We start from the raw sequence: 23,389 nt of genomic DNA, 5'->3' as shown, positions 1-23,389 counted from the left end.
ATAATATTCTGAAATAAATTGATCAAACAATGATCAGTTGGCTCTCTTGTAATTTAGTTACGGTATTAAAAGCAAATTAATAATTATCAGGGCAATCGAAAGGGGTTAAATTTGTTAGCTGAGTGTTAATTCCAGAGTGTTTACAGACGCGGCGTACTGCTTTTCAATACGTAGACGTTAAAAGGCATATGATTTACTATTTATTCAGAAGCAACGTTACAGAAGACATTAAATTTATTACTAACCACAACGTATTCAGTGTTATTTTCGGCCAGAAGTCATTTCCTCAGTTGCAGGATATCTGTGTATGGCCTTCTGAAAATATACGGATTATCACCATGGGATGGACCCTGCTTTATTCTATAAGGTCGCGTCACCCATTCTGCTAAAACCCTTTTGGTGGCGTTTTTAAATCCTTATAGCGGTTATTGTACCTGGTACAACAAGTCTATATCTGTTTAATTTACAGAGGGGAAAGTGTTCCAAATGAAAATCAAAAATGTGGCGCTGGCGATTGCCGCGGCGGGGCTGCTGTTATCTTCTCAATCAGTACTGGCAAGCAGTGATTCTGGTGTTAATGCTTCCCTGGATACAGGCGCTGGCTCGCAGAGCACAGGCGGCGTGATCAACTTTACCGGGAAAATCACCCTTATTTCCTGTGATATTACCCCTGCGTCAAAAAGCAAAACGGTAGACCTCGGCGCGTGGGCGAAAAGCTACTTCGACGATCACAGCGAAACGACGCCGCGTGAGTTCAAAATCAACGTAGAGAACTGCCCGGAGACGGTTGAATCGGTTGCGGTACTGTTTGACGGAACCAAAGATACGGTGAATGACACACTGCTACAGGTTACGCCAGGCGAAGGTATGGCGACGGGCGTCGGCGTGAAGCTTTATAACAGCGATCGCAGCACCGCGATTAAACCGGGTACGGTATCTGAAACAACCGCACCGGATGCTGAAGGCAATGCTGAATTAACGTTTTATGCCTCTCTCGACAAAGACGGTTCGGAAATTAACGCGGGCGACGTCAATGCCGTTTCCAACTTCCTGATGGTTTATAACTGATTTCACTCTCAGCCACCTCCAGAGATAATAATGATGAAACGTTTATCGTATATTATGCTCACTGCATTAATGGTTAGTTCTGCGTCAGTTTCCGCTGGCGTTGTAATGGGGGGAACACGGATCGTATACCCACAACACAGCAAGGAGGTGGCATTTTCTGTTTCTAATATGGAAAGTGCGGTTCCCTATCTTATTCAGTCGTGGGTTGAAGGTGATGGGCAGGATAAAAATAACGCTGCGCCATTTATTGTCACACCACCTCTGTTCAGACTTGATCCGGAGCAGACCAACACGCTGCGTATTCAATATACCGGCGCTCCGCTGCCCACAGATCGTGAATCTGTATTCTGGCTCGATATTAAAGCGATTGCGCCAAAGCCAAAAGAGAGCAGCAACGAATTACAAGTTAACGTTAAATCGAAATTTAAAATTTTCTACCGCCCGGACAACCTTAAAGGGGACGCTGCCACTGCCTGGCAGAAAATAACGTTTTCGCGGACGGGAAAAGGGCTTAAGGCCGCCAACCCGACGCCATACTACGTCTCTTTTTATCGACTGTCCGTTGGCGGGCATAAAATTGAGCAGCCGGGCATGATCGGTCCAGGGGAAATCCGCGAATGGCCTGTGTCCGCCTCCGGGGGCGTAAGCTGGTCGGCTATTAATGATTTTGGTGCCATCACCGCCACCCACACCCAGCCTCTTTAAGACCATGTCTTTTCGCCTGTTTCGTTACGCGCCGCTTTCGGTGTTGCTGCTTAGCTTCAGCCGCGCGGGGATGGCCGAGGATTACTTTGATCCCGCCGCGCTGGAGCTTTCCTCTACCGAACAGAAAACGGCGGATCTGCACTATTTCTCTGAAAAGGGCGGGCAGATGCCAGGCACCTGGCTCGTGACGCTGGAGATTAACGGACGCGAGGAGCGGCATCAGGAGATCACCTTCGTCAATGAGAAAGGCAGCCTGCAACCCGTTTTAAGCGTATCGCTGCTGGAAGCGCTTGGGGTGAATGTCAGGGCCATTCCTGCATTCTCACGGTTGCGGGAGGGAGAAACGTTCACGCACCTCGCGGATTTCATTCCGGCAGCGCGAACCTCCTATGATTTCAACCAGCAGCGTCTCTTTCTCAGCCTGCCGCAGGCGGCGATGAAACACCGCAGCCGTGGCTACGTGCCGCAGTCGCAGTGGGACGATGGTATCCCGGCGGCCTTTACTGATTACAGTCTGTCGGGCGGCCAGGCACATCATCAGCGTGGCGTCACGACATCCAGCTATCTGAGCCTGCGTAACGGTATCAATCTGGGGGCGTGGCGGTTGCGCAACACCTCCGCCTGGAGCCACAGCGACGCGGGCGGCGACCATTTTCAGTCGCAAAGTAGCTGGCTGACCCGGGATATTCGCCGTCTTAACAGCCAGCTACGGATCGGCGATGCCTGGACCGCAGGCGACGTCTTCGATAGCGTGGCGTTTCGCGGGGTACAGCTCACATCAAGCGAAAGCATGTTGCCCGACAGCCAGCGCGGCTTCGCACCAACCATCCGCGGCGTCGCACACAGCTTCGCTAAAGTCTCCGTTTCGCAAAATGGCTATGTGATCTATGAAACCTGGGTGGCCGCCGGGCCATTTATCATTAACGATCTGTTCCCCGGCGCACAAAGTGGCGATCTACAGGTGACGGTCACGGAAAGTGACGGCTCAACGCGCGTCTTTACCCAACCCTATTCTGCGGTGCCGTTTATGCGACGCCTGGGCAGCCTGAAATACAGCCTCAACGCCGGACGATTTCACTCCGGCTCCGGCGATGCGCGTTCACCTGAGTTTGTTGAAGGCGCTTTCTTCTACGGTCTGCTCTCCAGGATGACGGTGTATGGCGGCTTTCGTACGGCGAGCAACTATCAGGCCGGTGCAATTGGCGTAGGCAGAGGGTTTGGCGCATTTGGCTCGCTGGGCATTGACGATACGCTGGCAAAAAGCTGTTTACCCAATGGCAAAAGCGCGATGGGGCAGGCGTGGCGCATTCAGTATCAGAAAGATTTCAGCGCTACCGGCACCGCCTTCAACCTGGCGAGTTATCGCTATGCCTCGCGCAATTACTATGAATTCAGTGAACTGAATCAGTCTGACAGCCAACAGCTGCAACTCAATAATCGCCGTAGCCGCTCGCAGGTCACCTTCTCACAGACGCTGGGTCAGTTCGGCAGCCTCAGCGTCTCGGCATGGATGCAGGATTACTGGCATACGTCCGGGCAGGATAAAACCATCCACATTGGCTGGTACACCAGCTGGCGAGGCATTTCCTGGGGCGCGGGGTATGACTACACCGACTCAGCGCTTGAGCAGCATCCCGATCGTACCGTGTCGTTTAACGTCAATGTTCCGCTTGGTCACTGGTTACCGGACAGCTCGGTCAGTTACTTCATCAACCACAACAATCGTGGGATGACCACTCAGCAGGTGTCACTCAACGGCAGTGCGCTGGCGAATCGCAACCTTAATTACAGCGTTCAGCAGAGTAAGGCCAGCGAGGGACAAGCCGACAGTACCAGCCTGGCGCTGCAATACAACGGTGGCTACGGCAACGTCAGCCTCGGTTATGACCACAGCCGAAGCGGTAGCAACGCGAGCCTCGGACTCGCCGGAGGCGTTATCGCCACGCAGTATGGCGTCACGCTTAGCCAGCCGCTGGGCGATACCGTCGCCCTGCTACGCGTGCCCGGCGCGGCGAACGTTGAGCCGGAGGGCTACAACGGGATCCATACCGACAGCCGCGGCTATGCGGTCATGCCAACGCTCTCGGCGTACCGCAAAAATACCGTCAGTCTTGATACGGCGACGCTGGGTGAGAACGTCGACGTTGAGCAGAGCGGTCTGACGCTCATTCCCACCAGCGGCGCGGTGGTGCTGGCCAATTACAAAACCCACATTGGTTATCGCGTTCTGTTTTCCCTGCGCTACCACGGCGAACCGTTGCCGTTTGGCGCGCAGGCTGAAGTGGTGGAGCAGAACCGCCATTCTGCAAACCGAAGCATGGTCGCTGACGGCGGTCAGGCCTACCTGAGCGGCGTACCAGAGCGCGGCACCCTGCGCGTCAGCTGGTATCAGGACGGGGAGCAGCAGCAATGCCAGACACCTTTCAGACTGGGGAAAGCTCATATGGCCCCCGGTATCGCCACGCTGTCCGTTGAGTGCCATTAGAGGAATATCATGCGTCGTTTTATTCACTGGTTTTTCTATCTGAGCCTTCTTTCGCTTTTTGGCATGCTGAGTTTTCATGCCCATGCCCAGACTTCAACCTGCCGCACCACGCGCGATCAGTGGGTCGTTCAGGTGCCTTATGCCATTGGGTATGCGCCCGGCACGGCGGACTGGACGCAGATATCTGCGCCGATACAGTCTACCGGGGCGGATTTCTACAGCTGTGATGGCGGGAATGATGCCTGGCGTAGTATCGGCTTTGTCGACGTGGATAACCCCGTCGGCACCGTGGTTGGTGAAGACGGCGCGTCACGTCACGTCTATAAAACTCAGATCGACGGCATCGGCTACGCGCTGGGGTTCCGGGAACAGCAGTACTGCGGCGCCGATGCGGTACGCTATATTGACGGCACAAGTCAGGTGAATGGCAATGAGTCCAGGCGCATTTGCGACGCATCGCAAAACCCCGCCTTTGCCAGCGCCTCAATGTATAAAATGCAGTTCTGGGTGGTGTTTTACAAAATTCCAACGACCAGCGCCATGCCTGACGATAACGCCAATTCCCAGGAGCAAAATGTCGGATCGCTGATATTGCAGGCGGGAGAAAATCAAGCCAGCGCCACCAACGTGGCGACACCGGTACAGATCCATCTCGCCAGCTTCACCGTCAGGCGTACCAGCTGTTCAGTGGGCTCTCGCAGCATTCTTGTTCCCATGGGGAGCGTGAGCCAGCGTGAATTTCATGGCATAGGCTCCCGCGCCGGAGGCGGACGCTTCAGCATTCCGGTGACCTGCGAAAATAACACGGCGGTGAAGATGGGTTTCTTTGGCGATACCACGCCGGGCAACGATCGGGCGCTGGCATTGACGAAGCAGGAGGATAGCGCCAGCGGTGTCGGGATCGAACTGCTTTACGGTGACAATACCGGTTCGGTTCAGGGGCAGGTGGTACCGTGGAACACCCCACAGGTGTCAGCATTTGGGCAAGTGGGGGATAACCAGACGCAAACCTTCTGGTTTGATGCCCATTACCTTCAGACGGAAGAGAACGTGACGGCGGGAAAAGCGGATGCGATGGCGACGTTTAACCTGATTTACAACTGAGTTTCCCCTGCCGCAGCGGCAGGGGAGGACGATCAGAACGCGGTCTTACAAAAACCCGTCATCTCTTTCAGGCCCATTTCGCGACCAAGCTCAGTCATCGGGTGCACCACCACCAGGCCACGGACGCTTTTCTTCAGCTTGCCCATGTCGGCCTGCTCTTTTTTGGTGATCGCGCGGCGATGCGGCATGTTCATCAGCTTCTGCGCTTCTTTACTCAGCTTCTGGCCTTTCACTTCGCGCAGGCGTTCAATTTCCGCCTCCAGCTTCACGGACTCTTTTTCCAGCTCGGCATATTTCTCGGCGGAATCGACCAGGGAGAGGCCAGCCATCTGATGGCGGATCAGATCCAGACGGTCGCTCAGGCGTTTAATTTCGTTCTTTTCGACTTCTTTCATGACAAATAACTCTGAAAACGGGGAATTTACAGGGAAGGATACACCAATGTGTGCGGGCTTACTTCTGAAACGCTTTTTTTAAGCTGATTTTAGAAATCAGCTCAGTCAGGGAAAGCACCATGGTGGAGCGCACAACCTGTTGATAACGCAGCTTTTGCATCGCGTACAGATCAGGGTCGCTGTTATCAAACTGAGGTGCGGGAGGGAGCGCGGATACGCAGTGCAGTTCGCCGAAGGGCCCCAGTATCTCATCATCGGTAAAGGTGTACTCATTACCGTCATGATTGAGCTCTTCGCGCAGCGCCATTAACAGCTCGGCGTCTTCATACTCCTGGCGGTTCAGCACGCCAAGACCGTAAATCAGCTTCAGCCGTACCGATAAATCGCCCAGCGGTCCGTCTCCGTCCAGTAACGGTTCTACAGCATACTTTACCGCGTAGTCGTCTTTGCGAAACACCTGAAGCACCAGAATGTTCACCGCCTCGGTTAACAGCTCGACGGCGGCAATCAGGAAACTTCGTACGGTTTTGCCAGCATTCAGACGCTCAAGCACACGATTTTCAAAGGCCTGGGTTTGTTCCATTATTGCCTGCATATCTGACAATCTGTTATTCGGGCGCAGGCTAACCTGCGCCGGACTCTGCATCATTTGGTTGCGTTGTATGCGCTGACCGCCTCCGCAACTACGTCACTGTTGGCATCCAGACCGGAGATCTGCGCCAGCGCAGCCTGCGCGCCTTTGTCATCAATCAGCTGAGCCAGCTCAATCGCCTGCGGGTCCTGCTCGCTGCGGTAGTGCATGGCGGCAGCGATGCCCTTCACCAGGTTAGCGTGCGGCAGGCCGTATTCCAGCGTGCCCAGCAGCGGTTTAATCAGGCGGTCGCCCGCGCTTAGTTTACGCAGCGGCTGACGACCCACGCGCTCAACGTCATCTTTCAGATACGGGTTTTCAAAACGACCGAGGATTTTCTGGATGTATGCCGCGTGTTTATCAGCATCAAAACCGTAGCGTTTGATCAGCACCGCGCCGCTCTCTTCCATTGCCCCTTTGACCACCGCACGGATGTTCTCATCGAGGATCGCGTCACGAATCGTCTGATGACCGGCCAATTTTCCGAGGTACGCGGTTATAGCATGCCCGGTGTTCAGCGTGAAGAGTTTACGTTCGACAAATGCCATCAGGTTATCGGTTAATTCCATTCCCGGAATGGTCGGCAGCGCACCCTTAAACTGGGTTTTATCCACGATCCACTCGCTGAAGGTTTCCACGGTCACTTCCAGCGGGTCGTTGGTGGCGGATGCTGACGGCGGAACGATGCGGTCAACGGCGGAATCCACAAAACCCACGTGCGCTTCAACCCAGGCTTTATCTTCGTCTGCGACGGTCGCAAGAACATGGCCTTTCAGCTGCGTGGTGCCGCGCACCATGTTTTCACAGGCGATGATGTTCAGCGGCGTTTCAACGCCCTGTGCTTTACGCTTCGCCAGGCCTTTCGCGACCGCCGGGGCGATACGCTCAAGCACCACCGGACCCACGGCGGTGGTGACCAGATCAACGCTCGCGATGAGGTCAATCACGTCGTCGCCAATGCTGCTTACCGCGTTGACGCCAGAGACCGTTTCAACCTGTTCGTTTTCACCCACCACGTGAACCTGATAGCTATGACGGGCATTCAGGGCATCCAGAACCACCTGATTCACATCGGCGAATGTCAGGGTAATGCCCGCGTCTGCCAGCAGTTTACCGATAAAGCCACGACCGATATTACCTGCGCCAAAATGTAATGCTTTCATAGTGTTAACCTTCATCAATGTTTTTACCCGAGAGGGCTGGGGTGAGGAACGTTTTCCCCTCACCCTAGCCCTCTCCCCGGGGGGAGAGGGAAGAGGCGCTGTTACTTGTTCAGCAGGGCCAGAACTTCTTCAACGCTGGTGGTGTTGGCCAGACGCTCAATAACCGTTTCGTCATCCAGCGCGTTGGTCAGGCTGGTAATCACCTGGATATGCTCGTTGTTGCGAGCGGCGATACCAATCACCAGACGGGCGATGTCGTCCTCTTCTTCACCGAAGCGCACACCATCAGGATACTGACAGAACACCACGCCGGTTTTCAGCACGCGGTCTTTGGCTTCCACCGTACCGTGTGGAACCGCGATGGATTCACCCAGGTAGGTTGGGGTCAGCTTTTCGCGTTCCAGCATCGCCTCAACGTACTCAGGCTGAACGTAGCCGCCTTTCACCAGCTGCTCACCGGCGAAGCGAATGGCCTCTTCTTTATTGGTCGCCGTGCGGCCAAGGAAGATGTTTTCAGCGCCCAGTTTGAACAGATGCGCGTTGCTCTCGTCGAAGCTGTCTTGCAGGCTGGTACGCACTTTCACTTCGTTATCTTCATGGCGCTGCGCCGCCACCAGGCGTTCGGTCAGGCTGGCGTACAGGCCGCTGTCGAGGAAGTTGGTCAGGGAAATGTGCTGTGCCTGCGGTACCTGACGCATAGCGCGTTCGGTCAGATCGCGGTGCGTAATCACCAGGTCAACGTCCGGCGGCAGGCTGTTAATCGCGCTGTTGGTGACGGAGATGTTGGTCAGACCCGCATCCTGCACTTTCTTCCGCAGTACGCCCGCACCCATTGCGCTGGAGCCCATACCGGCATCACAGGCCACGATGATTTTACGCACGTGGCTCAGGTCGTTAGAGACATCACCCGCCGCCAGCGGCGTTGCGCCTTTGGATTCGGCTTTCATGTCATGCATACGACGGGTTGCCGCTTCGATATCGTCGTCTTCTTTCACCTTGCTGGTTTTCAGCAGGATAGCGGAGGCCACGAAGGAGACCGCCATGGCCGCACAGATCGCCGCGATGTTCGCGAAGTAGGCGCCTTTCGGGGTCATCGCCAGCACCGCCAGGATAGAGCCTGGAGAAGCAGGAGACACCAGACCACCGCCCAGTACGCTCAGGGTGAACACGCCGGTCATACCGCCAAGGATAACGGCCAGGATCAGACGTGGGTTCATCAGCACATACGGGAAGTAAATTTCGTGAATACCGCCCAGGAAGTGAATGATCGCCGCGCCGCCAGCAGACTGTTTCGCGCTGCCGCGACCAAAGAACATGTACGCCAGCAGAACGCCCATACCTGGACCCGGGTTCGCTTCAATCAGGAAGAAGATGGACTTGCCGAAATCGTGTGACTGCTGAATACCCAGCGGTGAGAAGATACCGTGGTTGATGGCGTTGTTCAGGAACAGGATTTTCGCTGGTTCAACAAAGATAGACGCCAGCGGCAGCATGTCGTGCGCCACCATGAAGTTAACGCCCGCCGCCAGCAGCTTGGACAGCACTTCAACCGCCGGGCCAATGCCGAGGAACGCCAGAATGGCGAGGATCATCCCGATGATGCCCGCAGAGAAGTTGTTCACCAGCATTTCGAAGCCGGATTTGATCTTGCCATCAACCCAGACGTCGAATTTCTTGATTGCCCAGCCGCCCAGAGGACCGGCAATCATCGCACCGAGGAACATCGGCATATCCGCACCGACGATCACCCCCATGGTTGTGATGGCACCCACGACGCCACCGCGGTCACCGCCAACCAGACGACCACCGGTATAACCGATGAGCAGTGGCAGGAGATAGGTAATCATTGGGCCAACAAGTTTTGCCAGCGTTTCGTTAGGCAACCACCCTGTCGGAATAAATAATGCGGTGATAATACCCCACGCGATAAACGCGCCGATATTTGGCATCACCATGTTGCTGAGGAAACGACCAAAGCTTTGCACTTTGATCTTGAAATCGGATGACATAAAACACCCCTTCTTATGTTTACGCTTAGGCTTGTGGCCCGAGGTTTATCGTTAATGTGCGGCGGCAGAGGTAGCCGGGCCCTGTTCTGATGCTGTGAAATCTGGCACTGAATCGTTCAACTGTCCAGACAGTGAAATTTTGTGTGATCTGAATCACATGAATGTAGGGGGTGAGGACATTAATGAAGTGATCGCGATCACATAACGAGTGTGTAAAAAAAATACATCGCTCAGAATTACGCCAAAATGGGCGGTGTTTTGTGATTTGCATCACAATGTTAAGTTGGTTGTTTGTTTCCAGATTGTGATTTGATTCACAAAATATTTTTATGCAGATTTCTCCCGTATCCCCTCATGGCAGGAATGCGATACGCACACCTGCCTTTTTCCACGGCTTGATCCATACTGACCTCTTTGTGGGCATTAAGGATAAGCAATGAAACTCATCGGCAGTTATACCAGTCCTTTCGTGCGTAAGATTTCGATTCTCCTGCTGGAGAAAGGGATTGAATTTGAATTCGTAAATGAACAGCCCTACAACGCAGAGAACGGCGTTGCGCAGTACAACCCGCTGGGGAAAGTCCCGGCGCTGGTAACGGACGAGGGCGATTACTGGTTTGATTCCCCGATCATTGCGGAGTACATCGAACTGCTTGGCGTTGCGCCAGCCATGCTGCCGGCGGATCCAAAAGCAGCGCTGGCGATGAAGCAAATTGAAGCCCTGGCGGATGGCATTATGGATGCGGCATTGACGTCCGTACGCGAGCAGGCAAGGCCCGCCGCCCAGCAGTCAGAAAATGAGCTGCTGCGCCAGCGCGAAAAAATCAGCCGCAGCCTGGATATGTGCGAACAGCTGATCCGCGACGGGAAAATTCAGAGCGATAGCCTGAATCTGGCGACGATCGCCATCGCCTGCGCCATTGGCTACCTCAATTTCCGCCGCGTCTCGCCGGGCTGGTGCGTGGATCGTCCGCTGCTGGTCAAACTGGCGGAGACGCTCTTCCAGCGCGAAAGTTTTGCCCGGACTGAACCGCCAAAGGCTTGATGCGGGTTATAACACTTCCTGGCGGGAGGCGGTACAATCCCCCCACATGTTAACTCCCTCTCCCGTCGGGAGGGGGGAAGATATTTACTCGCCAGGCGCATTCATGACTACTCATCATTCCCTCTACAGCCAGATCCCCGCTACCGATCGTCTGCTTCGTGACCCGCGCATCACTGCGGTGCTGGAGCAGTTTGGCCATACTGCAACGGTCGGCATGCTACGCCAGCTTCAGGACGATGCGCGTCGCCATATTCAGGCTGAGAACGCGCTACCCGGCTGGTGCGTGGCGTGGGAGCAGGAAGTTGAACGCAGGCTGAGCAAGCACGGGCAAAGCGCGTTGCGCCCGGTTATTAACCTGTCAGGCACGGTTCTGCACACCAATCTGGGCCGGGCACAGCAGGCCGAAGAGGCAACAGAGGCCGTCACCCGTGCCATGCGCTCGCCGGTGACGCTGGAGTACGATCTGGACGGCGCCGGGCGTGGGCATCGCGATCGCGCACTGGCGGATCTTCTCTGCCAGATCACCGGCGCGGAAGATGCCTGCATTGTGAATAACAACGCGGCGGCGGTGCTGTTAATGCTGGCGGCCATCGCGAGCGGAAAAGAGGTTGTCGTCTCTCGCGGCGAGCTGGTGGAGATCGGCGGGGCGTTTCGTATTCCGGACGTCATGCGCCAGGCGGGCTGCACGCTGCATGAAGTGGGCACAACCAACCGTACCCATGCAAAAGATTATCGCGCGGCGGTGAATGAAAACACCGCCCTGCTGATGAAAGTGCATACCAGCAATTACCACATTGAGGGTTTCACCAAAACGGTGGAAGAGGCCGAACTGGCCGCCATCGGGCGCGAGCTAAACGTGCCGGTGATTGCCGATCTCGGCAGCGGGTCGCTGGTGGATATGCGCCAGTACGGTCTGCCGAAAGAGCCCATGGTGCAGGAAATGGTTGCCGCGGGCGTAAGCCTGGTCAGTTTCTCCGGTGATAAATTGCTGGGCGGGCCGCAGGCGGGGATTATCGTCGGCAGGCGCGAGCTGATTGCGCAGCTACAGCAGCATCCGCTGAAGCGCGCCCTGCGTGCCGATAAAATGACGCTGGCCGCGCTGGAAGCCACGCTGCGGCTCTATCTCCACCCGGAGAAACTGGCTGATCGCCTGCCCACGTTGCGTTTGCTGAGCCGTGATGCGGCCTCCATTCGCGCGCAGGCGGAAGCGCTACTGCCGCAGGTTGCTCCTCATTACCCTGAGTTTGACGTTCGTAACGAGCCTTGCCTGTCGCAAATTGGCAGCGGCTCGCTGCCGGTGGACAGGTTACCGAGCGAAGCGCTGACGTTCACCCCGCGCGACGGACGCGGAAGCCAGCTTGAGGCGCTGTCGGCGCGCTGGCGCGCATTACCGACGCCGGTGATTGGCCGGATCGGTGACGGGCGCATGTGGCTGGATTTACGCTGTCTGGAAGATGAAGTGCGGTTTCTGGAGATGATGTTGAAATGATTATTGCCACCGCCGGTCATGTTGACCACGGCAAAACCACGTTATTGCAGGCCATTACGGGCGTGAATGCCGATCGCCTGCCGGAAGAGAAAAAGCGCGGCATGACCATTGACCTGGGTTACGCCTACTGGCCGCAGCCCGACGGTCGCGTGCTGGGCTTTATCGACGTGCCCGGCCACGAGAAGTTTCTGTCCAATATGCTCGCGGGCGTGGGCGGGATCGATCATGCTCTGCTGGTGGTCGCGTGCGATGACGGGGTGATGGCGCAAACGCGCGAGCATCTGGCGATCCTCCAGCTGACGGGAAACCCGCAGTTGACCGTCGCCCTCACCAAAGCGGACCGTGTGGATGAGGCGCGTATCGACGAGGTGCGTGAAGAGGTGCTGGCGGCGCTGAGTGAGTACGGTTTTAGGGATGCCGCACTGTTTGTCACCGTGGCGACAGAAGGCCGCGGTATCGACGCTCTTCGCGACCATTTGCAGCAGATCCCGTCTCGTGAACATGCCAGCCATCACCGCTTCCGTCTGGCGATAGACAGGGCGTTTACCGTGAAAGGGGCTGGGCTGGTGGTGACCGGCACCGCGCTGAGCGGCGAAGTGAACGTGGGCGATACCCTGTGGCTGACGGGCGTGAACAAACCGATGCGCGTGCGCGGGCTTCACGCGCAAAACCAGCCGGTGGAACAGGCCCACGCCGGGCAGCGTATCGCCCTGAATATTGCCGGTGATGCCGAAAAAGACCAGCTTAACCGCGGCGACTGGCTGCTGGCCGACGCACCGCCGGAGCCTTCTGAACGGATCATCGTTTCACTCCAGACCCACACGCCGCTGACCCAGTGGCAGCCGCTGCATATCCACCACGCGGCCAGCCACATCACCGGACGCGTGTCGCTGCTGGAAAACGATCTCGCCGAACTGGTGTTCGACTCCCCGCTCTGGCTGGCGGATAACGACCGCCTGGTTCTGCGCGATATTTCGGCGCGGGAAACGCTGGCGGGCGCGCGCGTGGTCATGCTGGATCCGCCCCGTCGCGGCAAGCGTAAGCCCGAGTATTTACAGTGGCTGGCCGCACTGGCCCAGGCCCGCGATGATAAGTCTGCGTTAGATATCCACCTTGAGCGTGGTGCGGTGGATCTGGCGGCGTTCGCGTGGGCGCGCCAGCTCAGCGGCGAAGGATTGCGTCTTCTGACGCAGGAGCCAGGTTTTATTCAGGCCGGCAACAGCCTGCTGAACGCGCCGGTGGCGGCGCGCTGGCAGCGCAAAGTGCTGAGCACGTTGGCGACCTACCATGAACAGCATCAGGATGAGCCCGGCCCGGGCCGTGAACGTCTGCGGCGCATGGCGTTGCCCATGGAAGACGACGCGCTGGTGTTGTTGCTGATTGAAAACATGCGTGAAAGCGGCGTGATTGCAAGTCATCACGGTTGGCTGCACCTGCCGGAGCACAAGGCCGGTTTTACCGCTGAGCAGGACGCGGTCTGGCAAAAAGTGGCGGCGCTGTTTGGCGATGAACCGTGGTGGGTGCGCGATCTGGCGCGTGAAACCAATACCGATGAGCAGCTGATGCGTCAGGTACTGCGCCATGCGGCGCAGCAGGGGATGATTGTGGCGATCGTGAAAGATCGTTATTACCGCAACGATCGGATCGTGGCATTTGCGAACCTGATCCGGGAGCTGGATCAGGCGCGCGGATCAACCTGCGCCGCAGACTTCCGCGATCGGCTGAACGTAGGACGCAAACTGGCGATTCAGATCCTGGAGTATTTCAACCGCATCGGGTTTACGCGTCGTCGTGGCAATGACCATGTGCTACGCGACGCGCAGTTATTTCCTTAAGCGTTAAGCGCTGCGCGCCTGCTTCTGCTTAGCCAGCCAGACCGCACCCAGCCTTCCCGCCTGGTTACCCAGCTCGCAGGGAAGGATGGGCACCCGGAGCGCTTCCCACTCCTCGAATCGCTGTAGGTATTTATCCAGCAGGAGATAGATTTTCTCCTGCTCGCTAATGCCGCCGCCAATCAGCACCGCCTGCGGATCAAACATGGAGATCACGCTGTAGATGCCCCGCGAGAGGAAATGCGCCCACTCTTCTATGGCCTCACGCAGATGCACGTCGCTGTCCATGCGTCTAAACAGCTCCTCACCGTCAGGCATCTCATCTTCCGACACGGCCAGCGCGCGGCGGCAGGCTTTCATCAGGCCGCTGGCGGACGCCACTTCGTGCATCGGCTCGCCGTTGTTGCCAACGGGCAGCACGCCAAACTCACCCGCCCGGTAGTGCGACCCACGGTAGAGATCGCCCTCCATGACGATACCGCCGCCGATGCCGGTGCCGATGGTGATGCAGACAAAATGCTCATAATCCTTACCGGCGCCCTGCCAGCGTTCGCCCAGCGCCGCGCAGTTGGCGTCATTTTCGGTTGTTACGGGGAGATCGGTCAGCTGTGCGAAAAGCTCGCACAGGTTTTCACCGTCAAGGTAATCCAGCGCCCCGGCCTTGGCCGCTTCGCCAGTATGGTGATTGATGTGGCCCGGAAAACTCACGCCGATGCCGACGATCTCATGCTCCTGGCGGTACTTATCCACCACCGCTTTCCACTTCTGTTTGAAGGTGCTTTCATCGTCAGGCGTATCATATTCATCGGATGTCAGTTCTTCGCCGTTTTCGTTGATCACGCCGTGTTTGATGTGGGTTCCGCCCACGTCAAAGCCGATAAATAGCTGCATTGCATCGTTCCTCATGAGCCCCTGAGCTATTAAGTATGGCTCCGGCGGCAGAAACGAAACGTAAAGTACGGTAATCCGTGATACGGCTCGTAAACCCGTTACCGGCTGGCGAGAAAATCACCAGCCGGAACTACCCTTGTTGTACACCTACTGCAAGGAGACGGTCATGACAAACAATCCTCCCTCATCGCGTATCCAGCCAGGCGAGTATGGTTTTCCCCTTAAGCTGAAGCCCCGCTATGACAACTTTATCGGCGGCGACTGGGTGGCGCCCGTCGACGGCGGATACTATTCCAACCTGACGCCCGTTACCGGCCAGCCGCTGTGTGAAATTGCCAGTTCGGGCAAGCGGGATATCGATTTAGCGCTGGATGCGGCGCATAAGGCGAAAGATAAGTGGGGACAAACGTCCGTTCAGGACAGAGCGGCCATTTTGTTCAAAATCGCCGATCGGATGGAGCAGAATCTGGAGCTGCTGGCGACCGCGGAAACGTGGGACAACGGCAAGCCGATCCGGGAAACCATGGCGGCGGACGTGCCGCTGGCGATTGACCATTTCCGCTATTTTGCGTCCTGCATTCGTGCCCAGGAGGGGGGAATAAGTGAAGTTGACAAAGATACCGTGGCGTATCACTTCCACGAGCCGCTCGGCGTGGTGGGGCAAATTATTCCGTGGAACTTCCCGCTGCTGATGGCGAGCTGGAAAATGGCGCCCGCGCTGGCGGCGGGTAACTGCGTGGTGCTGAAACCTGCACGCTTAACGCCGCTTTCGGTACTGCTGCTGATGGAGGTGATTGGCGACCTGTTGCCGCCGGGGGTCATTAACGTGGTCAACGGGGCCGGGGGAGAGATCGGCGAATATCTGGCTACTTCAAAGCGTATTGCTAAAGTGGCGTTTACCGGCTCAACGGAAGTGGGTCAGCAGATCATGCAGTACGCGACCCAGAACATCATTCCGGTCACCCTGGAGCTGGGCGGGAAATCGCCGAACATCTTCTTTGCCGACGTGATGGATGAAGAGGACGCCTTCTTCGACAAAGCGCTGGAAGGGTTTGCGCTGTTCGCGTTCAACCAGGGTGAAGTCTGCACCTGTCCGAGCCGCGCGCTGGTGCAGGAATCCATTTATGAGCGCTTTATGGAGCGGGCGATCCGGCGCGTGGAGTCGATTCGCAGCGGTAACCCGCTGGATAACGTCACCCAGATGGGAGCGCAGGTATCGCATGGCCAGCTGGAAACCATCCTCAACTATATTGATATCGGTAAAAAAGAGGGGGCCGATGTGTTGACCGGCGGTCGCCGTAAGGTGCTGGGCGGCGATTTGCAGGAGGGTTACTACCTTGAGCCGACCATCCTGTTCGGTAAGAACAACATGCGCGTTTTTCAGGAGGAAATTTTTGGACCGGTGCTTGCCGTCACCACGTTTAAAACCATGGACGAGGCGCTGGAGCTCGCCAACGACACGCAGTATGGCCTGGGGGCGGGCGTCTGGAATCGTAACGGTAATCTGGCCTATAAAATGGGCCGCGGCATTCAGGCCGGACGCGTATGGACAAACTGCTATCACGCCTATCCGGCTCATGCGGCGTTTGGCGGCTACAAGCAGTCGGGCATCGGGCGTGAAACCCATAAGATGATGCTGGAGCACTACCAGCAAACGAAATGTCTGTTGGTCAGCTACTCCGATAAACCGCTGGGGCTGTTTTAATCTCCGGGCTCAGGCCGTCCCGGGTGGGGTGACCTGAGCCGGGTTAAAGCCGGGTGGCGGCTTCGCCTTACCCGGCCTACGAGAGTGTCCGCATTTTTATCTGCAACATGACATGCCTCCTTCTTCTTTTCTCGACGCCTCTTCCTGTTTCGACAAAGCCTGGCTGCACTGCCTTTTTTAATGCGCTAATGTCATTCAATCCAGTAGTGGTGGTGTGTATCATGCGTATAATCAGGGAAGGGTTGGGATGTGAAAAGTGCGGATATTATTGCTGTTCTGGTTTGCCATGGCTGGAAATGTGTAAGAACGAAGGGAAGCCATCATCAGTTTCGCCATCCAGTGCAAAAAGGGTTGGTAACCGTTCCGCATCCTAAAAAGGACATTAAACCGGGCACTCTCGCACAGATCTGGCGACAGGCGGGCATTAAACACTGATATCAGGAGTAGTTATGTTTTATCCGGCTTACATTCATTCTGATTCCGACGGTAGCGCCAGCGGTTTCTTCCCCGACGTTCCGGGATGTTTTTTTGCGGGGGATTCACTTGATGACGCTTTTCAGGATGCACGTGATGCGCTCACGGCGCACTTCGAAGCGCTGTTTGAAATGGATGAAGCATTGCCTCTCCCGGGTAATGTCGAAGTGCACCTTGAAAATCATCCTGACGACTTCACAGGCGGGCAATGGTTGCTGGTGGATATTAATATGAAGCAGTTCGACGGCAGAGCCGAACGCATCAACATCACGATGCCTCGACGTTTGCTGGTGAAGATTGATTCCTTTGTCAGCGAGCATCCTCAATTCGGCAATCGAAGCGCATTTCTGGCCGAGGCAGCACGTCGCGTGCTGCCGTAGCATTCACCCTCTCCCGTGGGAGAGGGCTGGGGTGAGGGCAACAGGCCGCAGTTATTCAGCTTTCATCCACCCATATCCGCATTTCCCCTTCTCCCCGGTTTGCCCAGCTAAACCACGGAATAAAGATCAGCGTCCGGGGCTGACGTTCTACCGGCGAGTGGTCGTACTGCCACAGAGCATCAGTGTCCTTCGCCTGACACCCGATCCCTTCCGCCTGTATCAGCATCTTGTGCGCGAAAATGCCTTTGCCTTCGAAGACCCGAAACGCGCTGTCCTGGGGCAAAGAAAGGTTATGCAGATTTGCGCCGTTATCGGCTTCTTCCAGGCAGTAAACCAGCGGTCCACGCTGCAATGCGACTTTCCCCGCCTGCTGGCGCACCTGCGGGTTGCCGTACACGCGGCGGACCGGCATCGGTAACGTCAGCGTCAGCGTGTCGCCTTCCTGCCAGCTTCGGTTGAGGTATAAGTATCCACGGGAGACCTCGCCTGTAATGGTCTGACCATTGAGCGAAACAGCCGGTTCCGCACACCAGTCCGGCAGCCTCAGGGCCAGCGTGTGAGTCACCGGAACTGGTGAGGTAATCTCGATTTTCACCTGCTCATGCCACGGATAGTTCCCGCTAATCCGCAGCTGGAGGATGTTATCCCCAACCGGAATGGCGACGTCGTTCCCCACGTACAGGTTGATCAACAGCGCGTCCGGGCGAACGGTATAAATGTAGTGCCCCAGCGAGGTCAGCACGCGCGCAATATTCGGCGGGCAACAGGCGCAGCCGAACCAGCGCTGGCGCACCGGTTTGACGTGGTCATAGATATGGTTAAAGGCCAGGGTTTTCGGGTGCACTTCCAGCGGATTCACATAAAAGAAATGCTTACCGTCCAGCGCCATGCCGCCCAGCACCGTGTTGTACAGCGCGCGCTCCATCACGTCGGCGTAGTGGCCGTCCGCCTCCATCTCCAGCATCCGGCGGGCAAACATCATCAGGCCGATGGAGGCGCAGCTTTCGGCGTAGACCGTATCGTTGGGCAGATCGTAATCGCTGCTGAACGCCTCGCCGCTGCTTTGGGAGCCAATCCCGCCGGTGATGTACAGTTGGCGCTGTGCCATGTTGTTCCACAGCCGCAGGCAATCCTGACGTTTCCCCTCGTCGCTGCTCAGGCGCGCCAGATGTGCCATGCCCGCCATCAGATAGACAAAACGCACGGCGTGGCCGATGGCCGTTTGTTGTTCCGCAAGGGGCAGATGCGCCTGGCTGTAGGCTTTGTCCTTGACCATCCACGCCGGGCCATAGGTGTTCCAGTATGACGTTCCGCCGCGCTTCTCGTATTCGATATCGTAGAAGTGAGGCTGCGCGCCGCGTTCCTCAATAAAGTATTTCACCAGATTGAGATAGCGTTGCTCCTGCGTGACGTCGTACAGCCGCATCAGCGCCAGCTCGATTTCCGGGTGGCCAGGGTAACCGTGCAGCTGGTTTTCGCCCGGGCCAAACACGCTGTCGATATGATCCGCCAGCCTGCACACCACGTCCAGCAGGCGGCGTTTTCCGGTTCCCTGGAAATACGCCACGCCCGCTTCAATCATATGTCCGGCGCAGTACAGTTCGTGGCATTCGGCCAGATTGGTCCAGCGCTCGGCCGGTGCTTTCACCGTGAAATAGGTATTGAGATAGCCATCTTCGCACTGCGCCGCTGCGACCAGCTCGATCGCCTCGTCGGCGGTTTTTTCCAGTTCAGCATCCGGCTTCTGGCACAGCGACCACGCCACGGCTTCGAGCCATTTCGCCACGTCGCTGTCCTGAAAGACCATCCCGTAGAACTCCCCCTGTTCCAGACCGGCCGCAATGCGGAAGTTGGCGATGGCGTGGCTGGGTTCGGCCTCCGCCACGCGATCGTTAAGCGCATCCCACTGGTAGGGGATCACCACATCGCGGACCAGCCGTTGGTACTGACCAAGAAACGGGTCGTTGATTTTCAGCTGATGCAGGTCGGCTTCCATTATGGTCATATCGTTCTCCTCAGGACTGTACATGACGCTGGCGCAAATCGGTGGCAATGCGCGACATCACGGGATTGTTAAGCCTGCACCAGCGGATAGCGACCGCCAGCAGCAGGTGGAAAAGGGCAGGAAGCAGCGTCTCCATGGCGGAGATGCCCTGCAATGAGGCGGGTGTCTGGTTACCTGCGCCTGGCTGATAGGCCACGGCAATAAACACCAGGCTGATGATCCCGGCGCTGGATGCCCACGCGAGCTTGATGAAAAACAGATTGAAGGCGAAGTTCATCCCCGATGAGCGCACGCCGGTTTTCCATTCGCCGTAGTCATCGGCAAAGGCCATCAGCGAGAAGTGCAGCGGCAGCGTGAAGCCCAGGATCACGCCGTTACTTAAAATCACGATTAGCCAGAGCGTCTGGTGCGCCGGGCCACCCGGCAGGAACCACATTCCCACCGCAAGAGCAGCGAGTACCAGGTTGGTGTAGTAGTAGAGTTTGACGGTATCGATCCGCCGCGACAGCGGACTGACGATCACCGCGCCCAGAATGGCGGCAAAGGTCACCATGGTGAAAAACAGCGAGGTGTACGCCGTGCTGCCCTGAAGCACGTAGGTGATGAAGTACATGTATCCGCCGCCGCGAATGTTGAAGACGTTGATCAGCAGAAACGACATCACCAGCATCAGCAGCAGCTGATCATTTTTACGCAGGCCCGCCAGGTGCTCGCGCAGGGTGAATTTACCCATCAGCGCAAGCGGGACGCGCTCGCGCACCCAGAAGAAGCAGCACAGGAACATCACCACGGCGATGGCGCACAGCACGCCGACGCCCAGCTGATAACCCCGGGCGGCATTGCCCTGTCCCAGCTCTGACACCAGCCACGGCAGGCCAACGGAGACCAGAAAACCCGCCACGCCGCACAGTACGAAGCGCCAGGACTGGCAGGATATAACCTCGTTGTGACGGGTGGTCATGGTGTTGATCAGCGCGCAATATGGCACGTTGATGGCGGTATAGCCCACTGAAAGCAACAGATAGGTGCCGAACGCCCAGGCGATTTTCACGCCCATGCTGGCGTCCGGGACGGTGAAGGTCAGCACGCCGACGATCCCGATCGGAAGCGCGACCCACAGCTGCCAGGGACGAAAACGCCCCCAGCGGCTCTGCGTGCGGTCGGCAATCACGCCCATCACCGGATCGGAAATCGCGTCAAATACCCGAAGGGCAATAAACAGCGTGCCCACCAGCGCGGGCGTCAAGCCAAATACATCGGTATAGAAAAAGGTCAGGAAGTTCATGATCAGGCAGGTAATTACCGTGCCGCCCGCGTCGCCCAGGCCGTAGCCAATTTTCTCGCGGACTGACAACCGGTCATCGGCTGCCTGTTTTGCAACTTCTGCGTCTGTAATCGGTGTGGAAGTCATGGGGTAACTCCTCGATAAACGATTTTTTTATCGTATTTGTGCAAGGTACCCCATTTATTCTGCATTCAACGGGCAGACCAACAAGGGAAGGGAAAAGTATAAAAAGGTGACGATTCCGACCTGATGGTAAAACTGTGAGTTTGATCGAACCGTTCTGCTGATATTTATTAATAATCAAGGGATAAAGACAATATCAGCCACTATAAAAGCGGAAAAATGAATATCCATGCTTGAATTATCCATAGCACTTCCGATCAGGGTTCAAAATGGCGGGTTATTTATCTCCCGGGGCGTGGGCCGTCATCCCGCACGAAAATTATCTTCGTGGGAGATAATTTTTGTCGAAAAAGGGACATTAACGATCCAGGAGGAAAATACGCTGTTTGAGGTAAACGCTGGCGAGAGTTTATTACTTTGGCCGAAGCGGCGGCATGTCGGCGTGGAAGATTTTCCGGGCGATCTCAAATTTTACTGGCTGCATTTTGAGGTGGATGAACGCTTGCCGGTGTTGCCAGGCGCGACGCCGCTGTCGATTGAGCAACACTGTAGCGTGCGGGATCCGCAATATGTTATTGCGTTATTCCGTCAGTTTTTAAGCGAGCAGGAAAAATTACAGCGTAGCCAGGCGCTGGAGATAATTTTGCTGTTAATTTTGCAGCAGATATCGCTCTCGCCGGGATATGAAGATAAAGCGGATGATGCGGGCGCGGCAATGGCGTGGAAGGCCAAGCAGCTTATCCGCACGCACTTTCATTTGCCCCTGTCCACTTCGCAGCTGGCAAAAGAGCTGCACTGCAACGCAGATTACCTGGGGCGGGTATTTCGTCGGACGTTTCATTTAACCCTGACGGAGGCAATTCACCGCCAGCGCGTCAGGGCCGCTGAAAAACTGCTGCTGAACGATGCGGCCTCATTAACTGAAGTGGCCGCCCGGTGCGGTTTTAATGACGTGGGTTATTTCCGGCAAATATTCTCAAAACATACCGGGTTAACGCCCGCCGTCTGGAAACGGCGGTACTGTAAAGAGCATATTAATTCCGGATGATCACTGGCCGTAATAGGCATTTGCGCCATGCTTGCGCAGGTAATGCTTATCCAGCAATTCCTGCTGCATAACCGGAAGCTGAGGTGCAAGCTGGCGCGAGAAAAGCCCCATATAGGCGCACTCTTCCAGCACCACGGCATTGTGTACCGCATCGGCAGCGTCTTTGCCCCAGGCAAACGGGCCGTGAGAATGAACCAGCACCGCCGGGACCTGCATCGGGCTTATGTCGCGCTCCTCGAAGGTTTTGATAATGACTTCCCCCGTCTGGTATTCATATTCACCCGCGATTTCAGCCGGGGTCATCAGCCGCGTGCAGGGGATCGCACCGTAGAAATAGTCCGCGTGCGTCGTGCCCCACGCGGGTAAATCCTGCCCCGCCTGCGACCAGATGGTGGCGTGGCGGGAATGGGTATGCACAATGCCGCCAATTTCCGGGTAACGACGATACAGCGCGAGATGGGTCGGGGTGTCGGAGGAGGGCTTTTTACTCCCCTCGACCACTTTACCCGTGGCGATATTTACCACCACCATATCTTCTGCGGTCATCACGTCGTACTCCACGCCGGATGGTTTGATCACCATCATGCCGCTGGCACGGTCAACCGCGCTGACGTTGCCCCAGGTGAACGTCACCAGCTGGTGGGCGGGCAGGGCGAGATTTGCCGCCAGCACCTCGGCTTTGAGTTGTTCTAACATGTCATGCCTCCTTCCTGCATTCGGGCTTCAATCCAGCGGCGCGCCTGGATGATCTCCAGCACCGGCTCTTTGGCTTTCTCGGTCCACATTTCAATCAGAAATGCGCCGCGATAATTAAGTTGATTCAGCGTGTTAAACACGCCAACGAAATCGACGCAGCCCTCGCCAAACGGCACATCGCGGAACTGTCCGGGGCTTTGCTCGGTAACGGGCCGGGTATCTTTCAGGTGGATAGCGGCGATGCGGTCAATGCCCAGCGTCAGCTCGGCGGTGACGTCGTTGCCCCACGCGCTCAGGTTGCCGACGTCCGGGTAAACGCTGAACCACGGCGAGGCGAGCATGTCGTCCCACTTTTTCCACTTGCTGATGGAGTTCATAAACGCAGTGTCCATGATCTCTACCGCCAGCATTACCTGCGCGGCGGCAGCCTGCTCTACGGCCCACGCCAGCCCTTCGGCAAAGCGCTGTTGCGTGCCCTCATCGTGTTCCTCGTAGTACACGTCATAACCCGCAAGCTGGATGGTGCGAATACCCAAATCACGGGCCAGCCGGATGGCTTTGGTCATGATCTCGCGGGCGCGTTCGCGCACGATTTCATCGCGGCTGCCAAACGGGAAGCGACGATGGGCAGACAAGCACATCGACGGGATGGCCACGCCGGTCTCCAGCATCGCTTCCACAAGAGAGGCGCGCTGCGTGGTACTCCATTCAAGGCGCGATAAACGCTCGTCGGTCTCATCCACCGACATCTCCACAAAATCGAAGCCGCAGCTTTTTGCCAGAACCAGGCGCTCCGGCCAGGAGAGATCTTTTGGCAGCGCTTTTTCGTAAATGCCTAACGGATGCTGACGCATGG

The 23,389-nt window shown here is 56.6% G+C and carries 20 protein-coding genes; 11 read left to right on the top strand and 9 right to left on the bottom strand.

What is annotated here, in order from left to right; all coding sequences use genetic code 11:
* Window positions 1-486 precede the first annotated feature (486 nt).
* From AC4OVU_RS21490 to AC4OVU_RS21475, 4 genes are read left to right on the top strand one after another with little or no spacing between them, the layout of a single operon-like run.
* The gene (locus tag AC4OVU_RS21490) at window positions 487-1,068 is read left to right on the top strand and encodes a fimbrial protein (protein WP_015572771.1); all 582 of its coding nucleotides are present in this window, start codon (window positions 487-489) and stop codon (window positions 1,066-1,068) included.
* Between the two features lie 30 nt (window positions 1,069-1,098).
* Window positions 1,099-1,773, top strand: a complete 675-nt coding sequence (locus tag AC4OVU_RS21485) for a fimbrial biogenesis chaperone (protein ID WP_023295610.1) — start codon at window positions 1,099-1,101, stop codon at window positions 1,771-1,773.
* 4 nt (window positions 1,774-1,777) lie between these two features.
* Window positions 1,778-4,258, top strand: coding sequence for a fimbria/pilus outer membrane usher protein (locus tag AC4OVU_RS21480; protein ID WP_053070194.1), 2,481 nt, complete (start codon window positions 1,778-1,780; stop codon window positions 4,256-4,258).
* A gap of 9 nt (window positions 4,259-4,267) precedes the next feature.
* A complete protein-coding gene (locus AC4OVU_RS21475; RefSeq protein WP_110292787.1) occupies window positions 4,268-5,362 on the top strand; it encodes a fimbrial protein in 1,095 nt (364 codons plus the stop codon).
* 32 nt (window positions 5,363-5,394) lie between these two features.
* On the opposite strand, the gene AC4OVU_RS21470 is transcribed toward AC4OVU_RS21475, so the two are convergent.
* The 4 genes from AC4OVU_RS21470 to AC4OVU_RS21455 all read right to left on the bottom strand — a co-directional run bounded on the left by AC4OVU_RS21470 (window position 5,395) and on the right by AC4OVU_RS21455 (window position 9,560).
* Complete coding sequence (locus tag AC4OVU_RS21470) at window positions 5,395-5,757, bottom strand: YibL family ribosome-associated protein (protein WP_015572767.1); 363 nt, start codon at window positions 5,755-5,757, stop codon at window positions 5,395-5,397.
* A gap of 58 nt (window positions 5,758-5,815) precedes the next feature.
* Complete coding sequence (mtlR, locus tag AC4OVU_RS21465) at window positions 5,816-6,406, bottom strand: mannitol operon repressor MtlR (protein WP_032651946.1); 591 nt, start codon at window positions 6,404-6,406, stop codon at window positions 5,816-5,818.
* Window positions 6,403-7,551, bottom strand: coding sequence for a mannitol-1-phosphate 5-dehydrogenase (gene mtlD, locus AC4OVU_RS21460; protein ID WP_023304617.1), 1,149 nt, complete (start codon window positions 7,549-7,551; stop codon window positions 6,403-6,405). Before mtlD ends, mtlR begins: the two co-directional genes overlap by 4 nt.
* 101 nt (window positions 7,552-7,652) lie before the next feature.
* Window positions 7,653-9,560, bottom strand: a complete 1,908-nt coding sequence (locus tag AC4OVU_RS21455) for a PTS mannitol transporter subunit IICBA (RefSeq protein WP_110292786.1) — start codon at window positions 9,558-9,560, stop codon at window positions 7,653-7,655.
* 436 nt (window positions 9,561-9,996) lie between these two features.
* Here AC4OVU_RS21455 and AC4OVU_RS21450 point away from each other — a divergent pair, with 436 nt between their 5' ends.
* The 3 genes from AC4OVU_RS21450 to selB all read left to right on the top strand — a co-directional run bounded on the left by AC4OVU_RS21450 (window position 9,997) and on the right by selB (window position 13,929).
* Window positions 9,997-10,605 carry a glutathione S-transferase gene (locus tag AC4OVU_RS21450; protein ID WP_015572763.1) on the top strand — a complete coding sequence of 203 codons (609 nt, stop codon included), beginning with the start codon at window positions 9,997-9,999 and terminating at the stop codon, window positions 10,603-10,605.
* A 103-nt stretch (window positions 10,606-10,708) separates the two neighbouring features.
* Window positions 10,709-12,094, top strand: a complete 1,386-nt coding sequence (gene selA / locus AC4OVU_RS21445) for an L-seryl-tRNA(Sec) selenium transferase (protein WP_064489867.1) — start codon at window positions 10,709-10,711, stop codon at window positions 12,092-12,094.
* A complete protein-coding gene (gene selB / locus AC4OVU_RS21440; protein ID WP_017693788.1) occupies window positions 12,091-13,929 on the top strand; it encodes a selenocysteine-specific translation elongation factor in 1,839 nt (612 codons plus the stop codon). Before selA ends, selB begins: the two co-directional genes overlap by 4 nt.
* Window positions 13,930-13,932: 3 nt before the next feature.
* Here the strand turns inward: selB and AC4OVU_RS21435 are convergent, their stop codons facing one another.
* On the bottom strand, window positions 13,933-14,817 hold the full coding sequence (locus AC4OVU_RS21435; RefSeq protein WP_015572761.1) for an ROK family protein: 885 nt from the start codon (window positions 14,815-14,817) through the stop codon (window positions 13,933-13,935).
* A gap of 166 nt (window positions 14,818-14,983) precedes the next feature.
* On the opposite strand from AC4OVU_RS21435, the gene aldB reads away from it, so the two are divergent.
* From aldB to AC4OVU_RS21420, 3 genes are all read left to right on the top strand, one after another.
* Window positions 14,984-16,522 carry an aldehyde dehydrogenase AldB gene (aldB, locus tag AC4OVU_RS21430; protein WP_110292785.1) on the top strand — a complete coding sequence of 513 codons (1,539 nt, stop codon included), beginning with the start codon at window positions 14,984-14,986 and terminating at the stop codon, window positions 16,520-16,522.
* A 249-nt stretch (window positions 16,523-16,771) separates the two neighbouring features.
* On the top strand, window positions 16,772-16,957 hold the full coding sequence (locus AC4OVU_RS21425) for a type II toxin-antitoxin system HicA family toxin (RefSeq protein WP_110292784.1): 186 nt from the start codon (window positions 16,772-16,774) through the stop codon (window positions 16,955-16,957).
* 14 nt (window positions 16,958-16,971) lie between these two features.
* On the top strand, window positions 16,972-17,376 hold the full coding sequence (locus AC4OVU_RS21420) for a type II toxin-antitoxin system HicB family antitoxin (RefSeq protein ID WP_110292783.1): 405 nt from the start codon (window positions 16,972-16,974) through the stop codon (window positions 17,374-17,376).
* A 55-nt stretch (window positions 17,377-17,431) separates the two neighbouring features.
* On the opposite strand, the gene AC4OVU_RS21415 is transcribed toward AC4OVU_RS21420, so the two are convergent.
* Together AC4OVU_RS21415 and AC4OVU_RS21410 are read right to left on the bottom strand one after the other, a co-directional pair.
* Complete coding sequence (locus tag AC4OVU_RS21415) at window positions 17,432-19,381, bottom strand: glycoside hydrolase family 127 protein (protein ID WP_110292782.1); 1,950 nt, start codon at window positions 19,379-19,381, stop codon at window positions 17,432-17,434.
* A gap of 10 nt (window positions 19,382-19,391) precedes the next feature.
* Window positions 19,392-20,792: an MFS transporter gene (locus AC4OVU_RS21410; protein WP_110292781.1), complete on the bottom strand. Its 1,401-nt coding sequence runs from the start codon at window positions 20,790-20,792 to the stop codon at window positions 19,392-19,394.
* A 226-nt stretch (window positions 20,793-21,018) separates the two neighbouring features.
* On the opposite strand from AC4OVU_RS21410, the gene AC4OVU_RS21405 reads away from it, so the two are divergent.
* Window positions 21,019-21,837, top strand: a complete 819-nt coding sequence (locus AC4OVU_RS21405; protein ID WP_032649828.1) for an AraC family transcriptional regulator — start codon at window positions 21,019-21,021, stop codon at window positions 21,835-21,837.
* Here AC4OVU_RS21405 and araD read toward each other — a convergent pair whose 3' ends face one another.
* Together araD and AC4OVU_RS21395 are read right to left on the bottom strand one after the other, a co-directional pair.
* A complete protein-coding gene (gene araD / locus AC4OVU_RS21400; protein ID WP_023304611.1) occupies window positions 21,838-22,533 on the bottom strand; it encodes an L-ribulose-5-phosphate 4-epimerase in 696 nt (231 codons plus the stop codon).
* A complete protein-coding gene (locus AC4OVU_RS21395; RefSeq protein ID WP_017693794.1) occupies window positions 22,527-23,387 on the bottom strand; it encodes an L-ribulose-5-phosphate 3-epimerase in 861 nt (286 codons plus the stop codon). Before AC4OVU_RS21395 ends, araD begins: the two co-directional genes overlap by 7 nt.
* Window positions 23,388-23,389: the final 2 nt, after the last annotated feature.

Source organism: Enterobacter sp. 6722112 (assembly GCF_058661685.1).
The sequence above is the reverse complement of the archived record's forward strand: the minus strand, read 5'-3'. Positions and strand labels throughout refer to the sequence as shown.

What these genes read in the sequence shown, in the direction of transcription:
- selA (WP_064489867.1), top strand. Translation starts at nt 10,709, where the DNA reads ATGACTACTCATCATTCCCTCTACAGCCAGATCCCCGCTACCGATCGT.
- AC4OVU_RS21485 (WP_023295610.1), top strand. Translation starts at nt 1,099, where the DNA reads ATGATGAAACGTTTATCGTATATTATGCTCACTGCATTAATGGTTAGT.
- AC4OVU_RS21490 (WP_015572771.1), top strand. Translation starts at nt 487, where the DNA reads ATGAAAATCAAAAATGTGGCGCTGGCGATTGCCGCGGCGGGGCTGCTG.
- AC4OVU_RS21480 (WP_053070194.1), top strand. Translation starts at nt 1,778, where the DNA reads ATGTCTTTTCGCCTGTTTCGTTACGCGCCGCTTTCGGTGTTGCTGCTT.
- AC4OVU_RS21405 (WP_032649828.1), top strand. Translation starts at nt 21,019, where the DNA reads ATGCTTGAATTATCCATAGCACTTCCGATCAGGGTTCAAAATGGCGGG.
- AC4OVU_RS21455 (WP_110292786.1), bottom strand. Translation starts at nt 9,560, where the DNA reads ATGTCATCCGATTTCAAGATCAAAGTGCAAAGCTTTGGTCGTTTCCTC.
- mtlD (WP_023304617.1), bottom strand. Translation starts at nt 7,551, where the DNA reads ATGAAAGCATTACATTTTGGCGCAGGTAATATCGGTCGTGGCTTTATC.
- AC4OVU_RS21475 (WP_110292787.1), top strand. Translation starts at nt 4,268, where the DNA reads ATGCGTCGTTTTATTCACTGGTTTTTCTATCTGAGCCTTCTTTCGCTT.
- AC4OVU_RS21420 (WP_110292783.1), top strand. Translation starts at nt 16,972, where the DNA reads ATGTTTTATCCGGCTTACATTCATTCTGATTCCGACGGTAGCGCCAGC.
- selB (WP_017693788.1), top strand. Translation starts at nt 12,091, where the DNA reads ATGATTATTGCCACCGCCGGTCATGTTGACCACGGCAAAACCACGTTA.
- mtlR (WP_032651946.1), bottom strand. Translation starts at nt 6,406, where the DNA reads ATGATGCAGAGTCCGGCGCAGGTTAGCCTGCGCCCGAATAACAGATTG.
- AC4OVU_RS21450 (WP_015572763.1), top strand. Translation starts at nt 9,997, where the DNA reads ATGAAACTCATCGGCAGTTATACCAGTCCTTTCGTGCGTAAGATTTCG.
- araD (WP_023304611.1), bottom strand. Translation starts at nt 22,533, where the DNA reads ATGTTAGAACAACTCAAAGCCGAGGTGCTGGCGGCAAATCTCGCCCTG.
- AC4OVU_RS21435 (WP_015572761.1), bottom strand. Translation starts at nt 14,817, where the DNA reads ATGCAGCTATTTATCGGCTTTGACGTGGGCGGAACCCACATCAAACAC.
- AC4OVU_RS21410 (WP_110292781.1), bottom strand. Translation starts at nt 20,792, where the DNA reads ATGACTTCCACACCGATTACAGACGCAGAAGTTGCAAAACAGGCAGCC.
- AC4OVU_RS21470 (WP_015572767.1), bottom strand. Translation starts at nt 5,757, where the DNA reads ATGAAAGAAGTCGAAAAGAACGAAATTAAACGCCTGAGCGACCGTCTG.
- aldB (WP_110292785.1), top strand. Translation starts at nt 14,984, where the DNA reads ATGACAAACAATCCTCCCTCATCGCGTATCCAGCCAGGCGAGTATGGT.
- AC4OVU_RS21395 (WP_017693794.1), bottom strand. Translation starts at nt 23,387, where the DNA reads ATGCGTCAGCATCCGTTAGGCATTTACGAAAAAGCGCTGCCAAAAGAT.
- AC4OVU_RS21415 (WP_110292782.1), bottom strand. Translation starts at nt 19,381, where the DNA reads ATGACCATAATGGAAGCCGACCTGCATCAGCTGAAAATCAACGACCCG.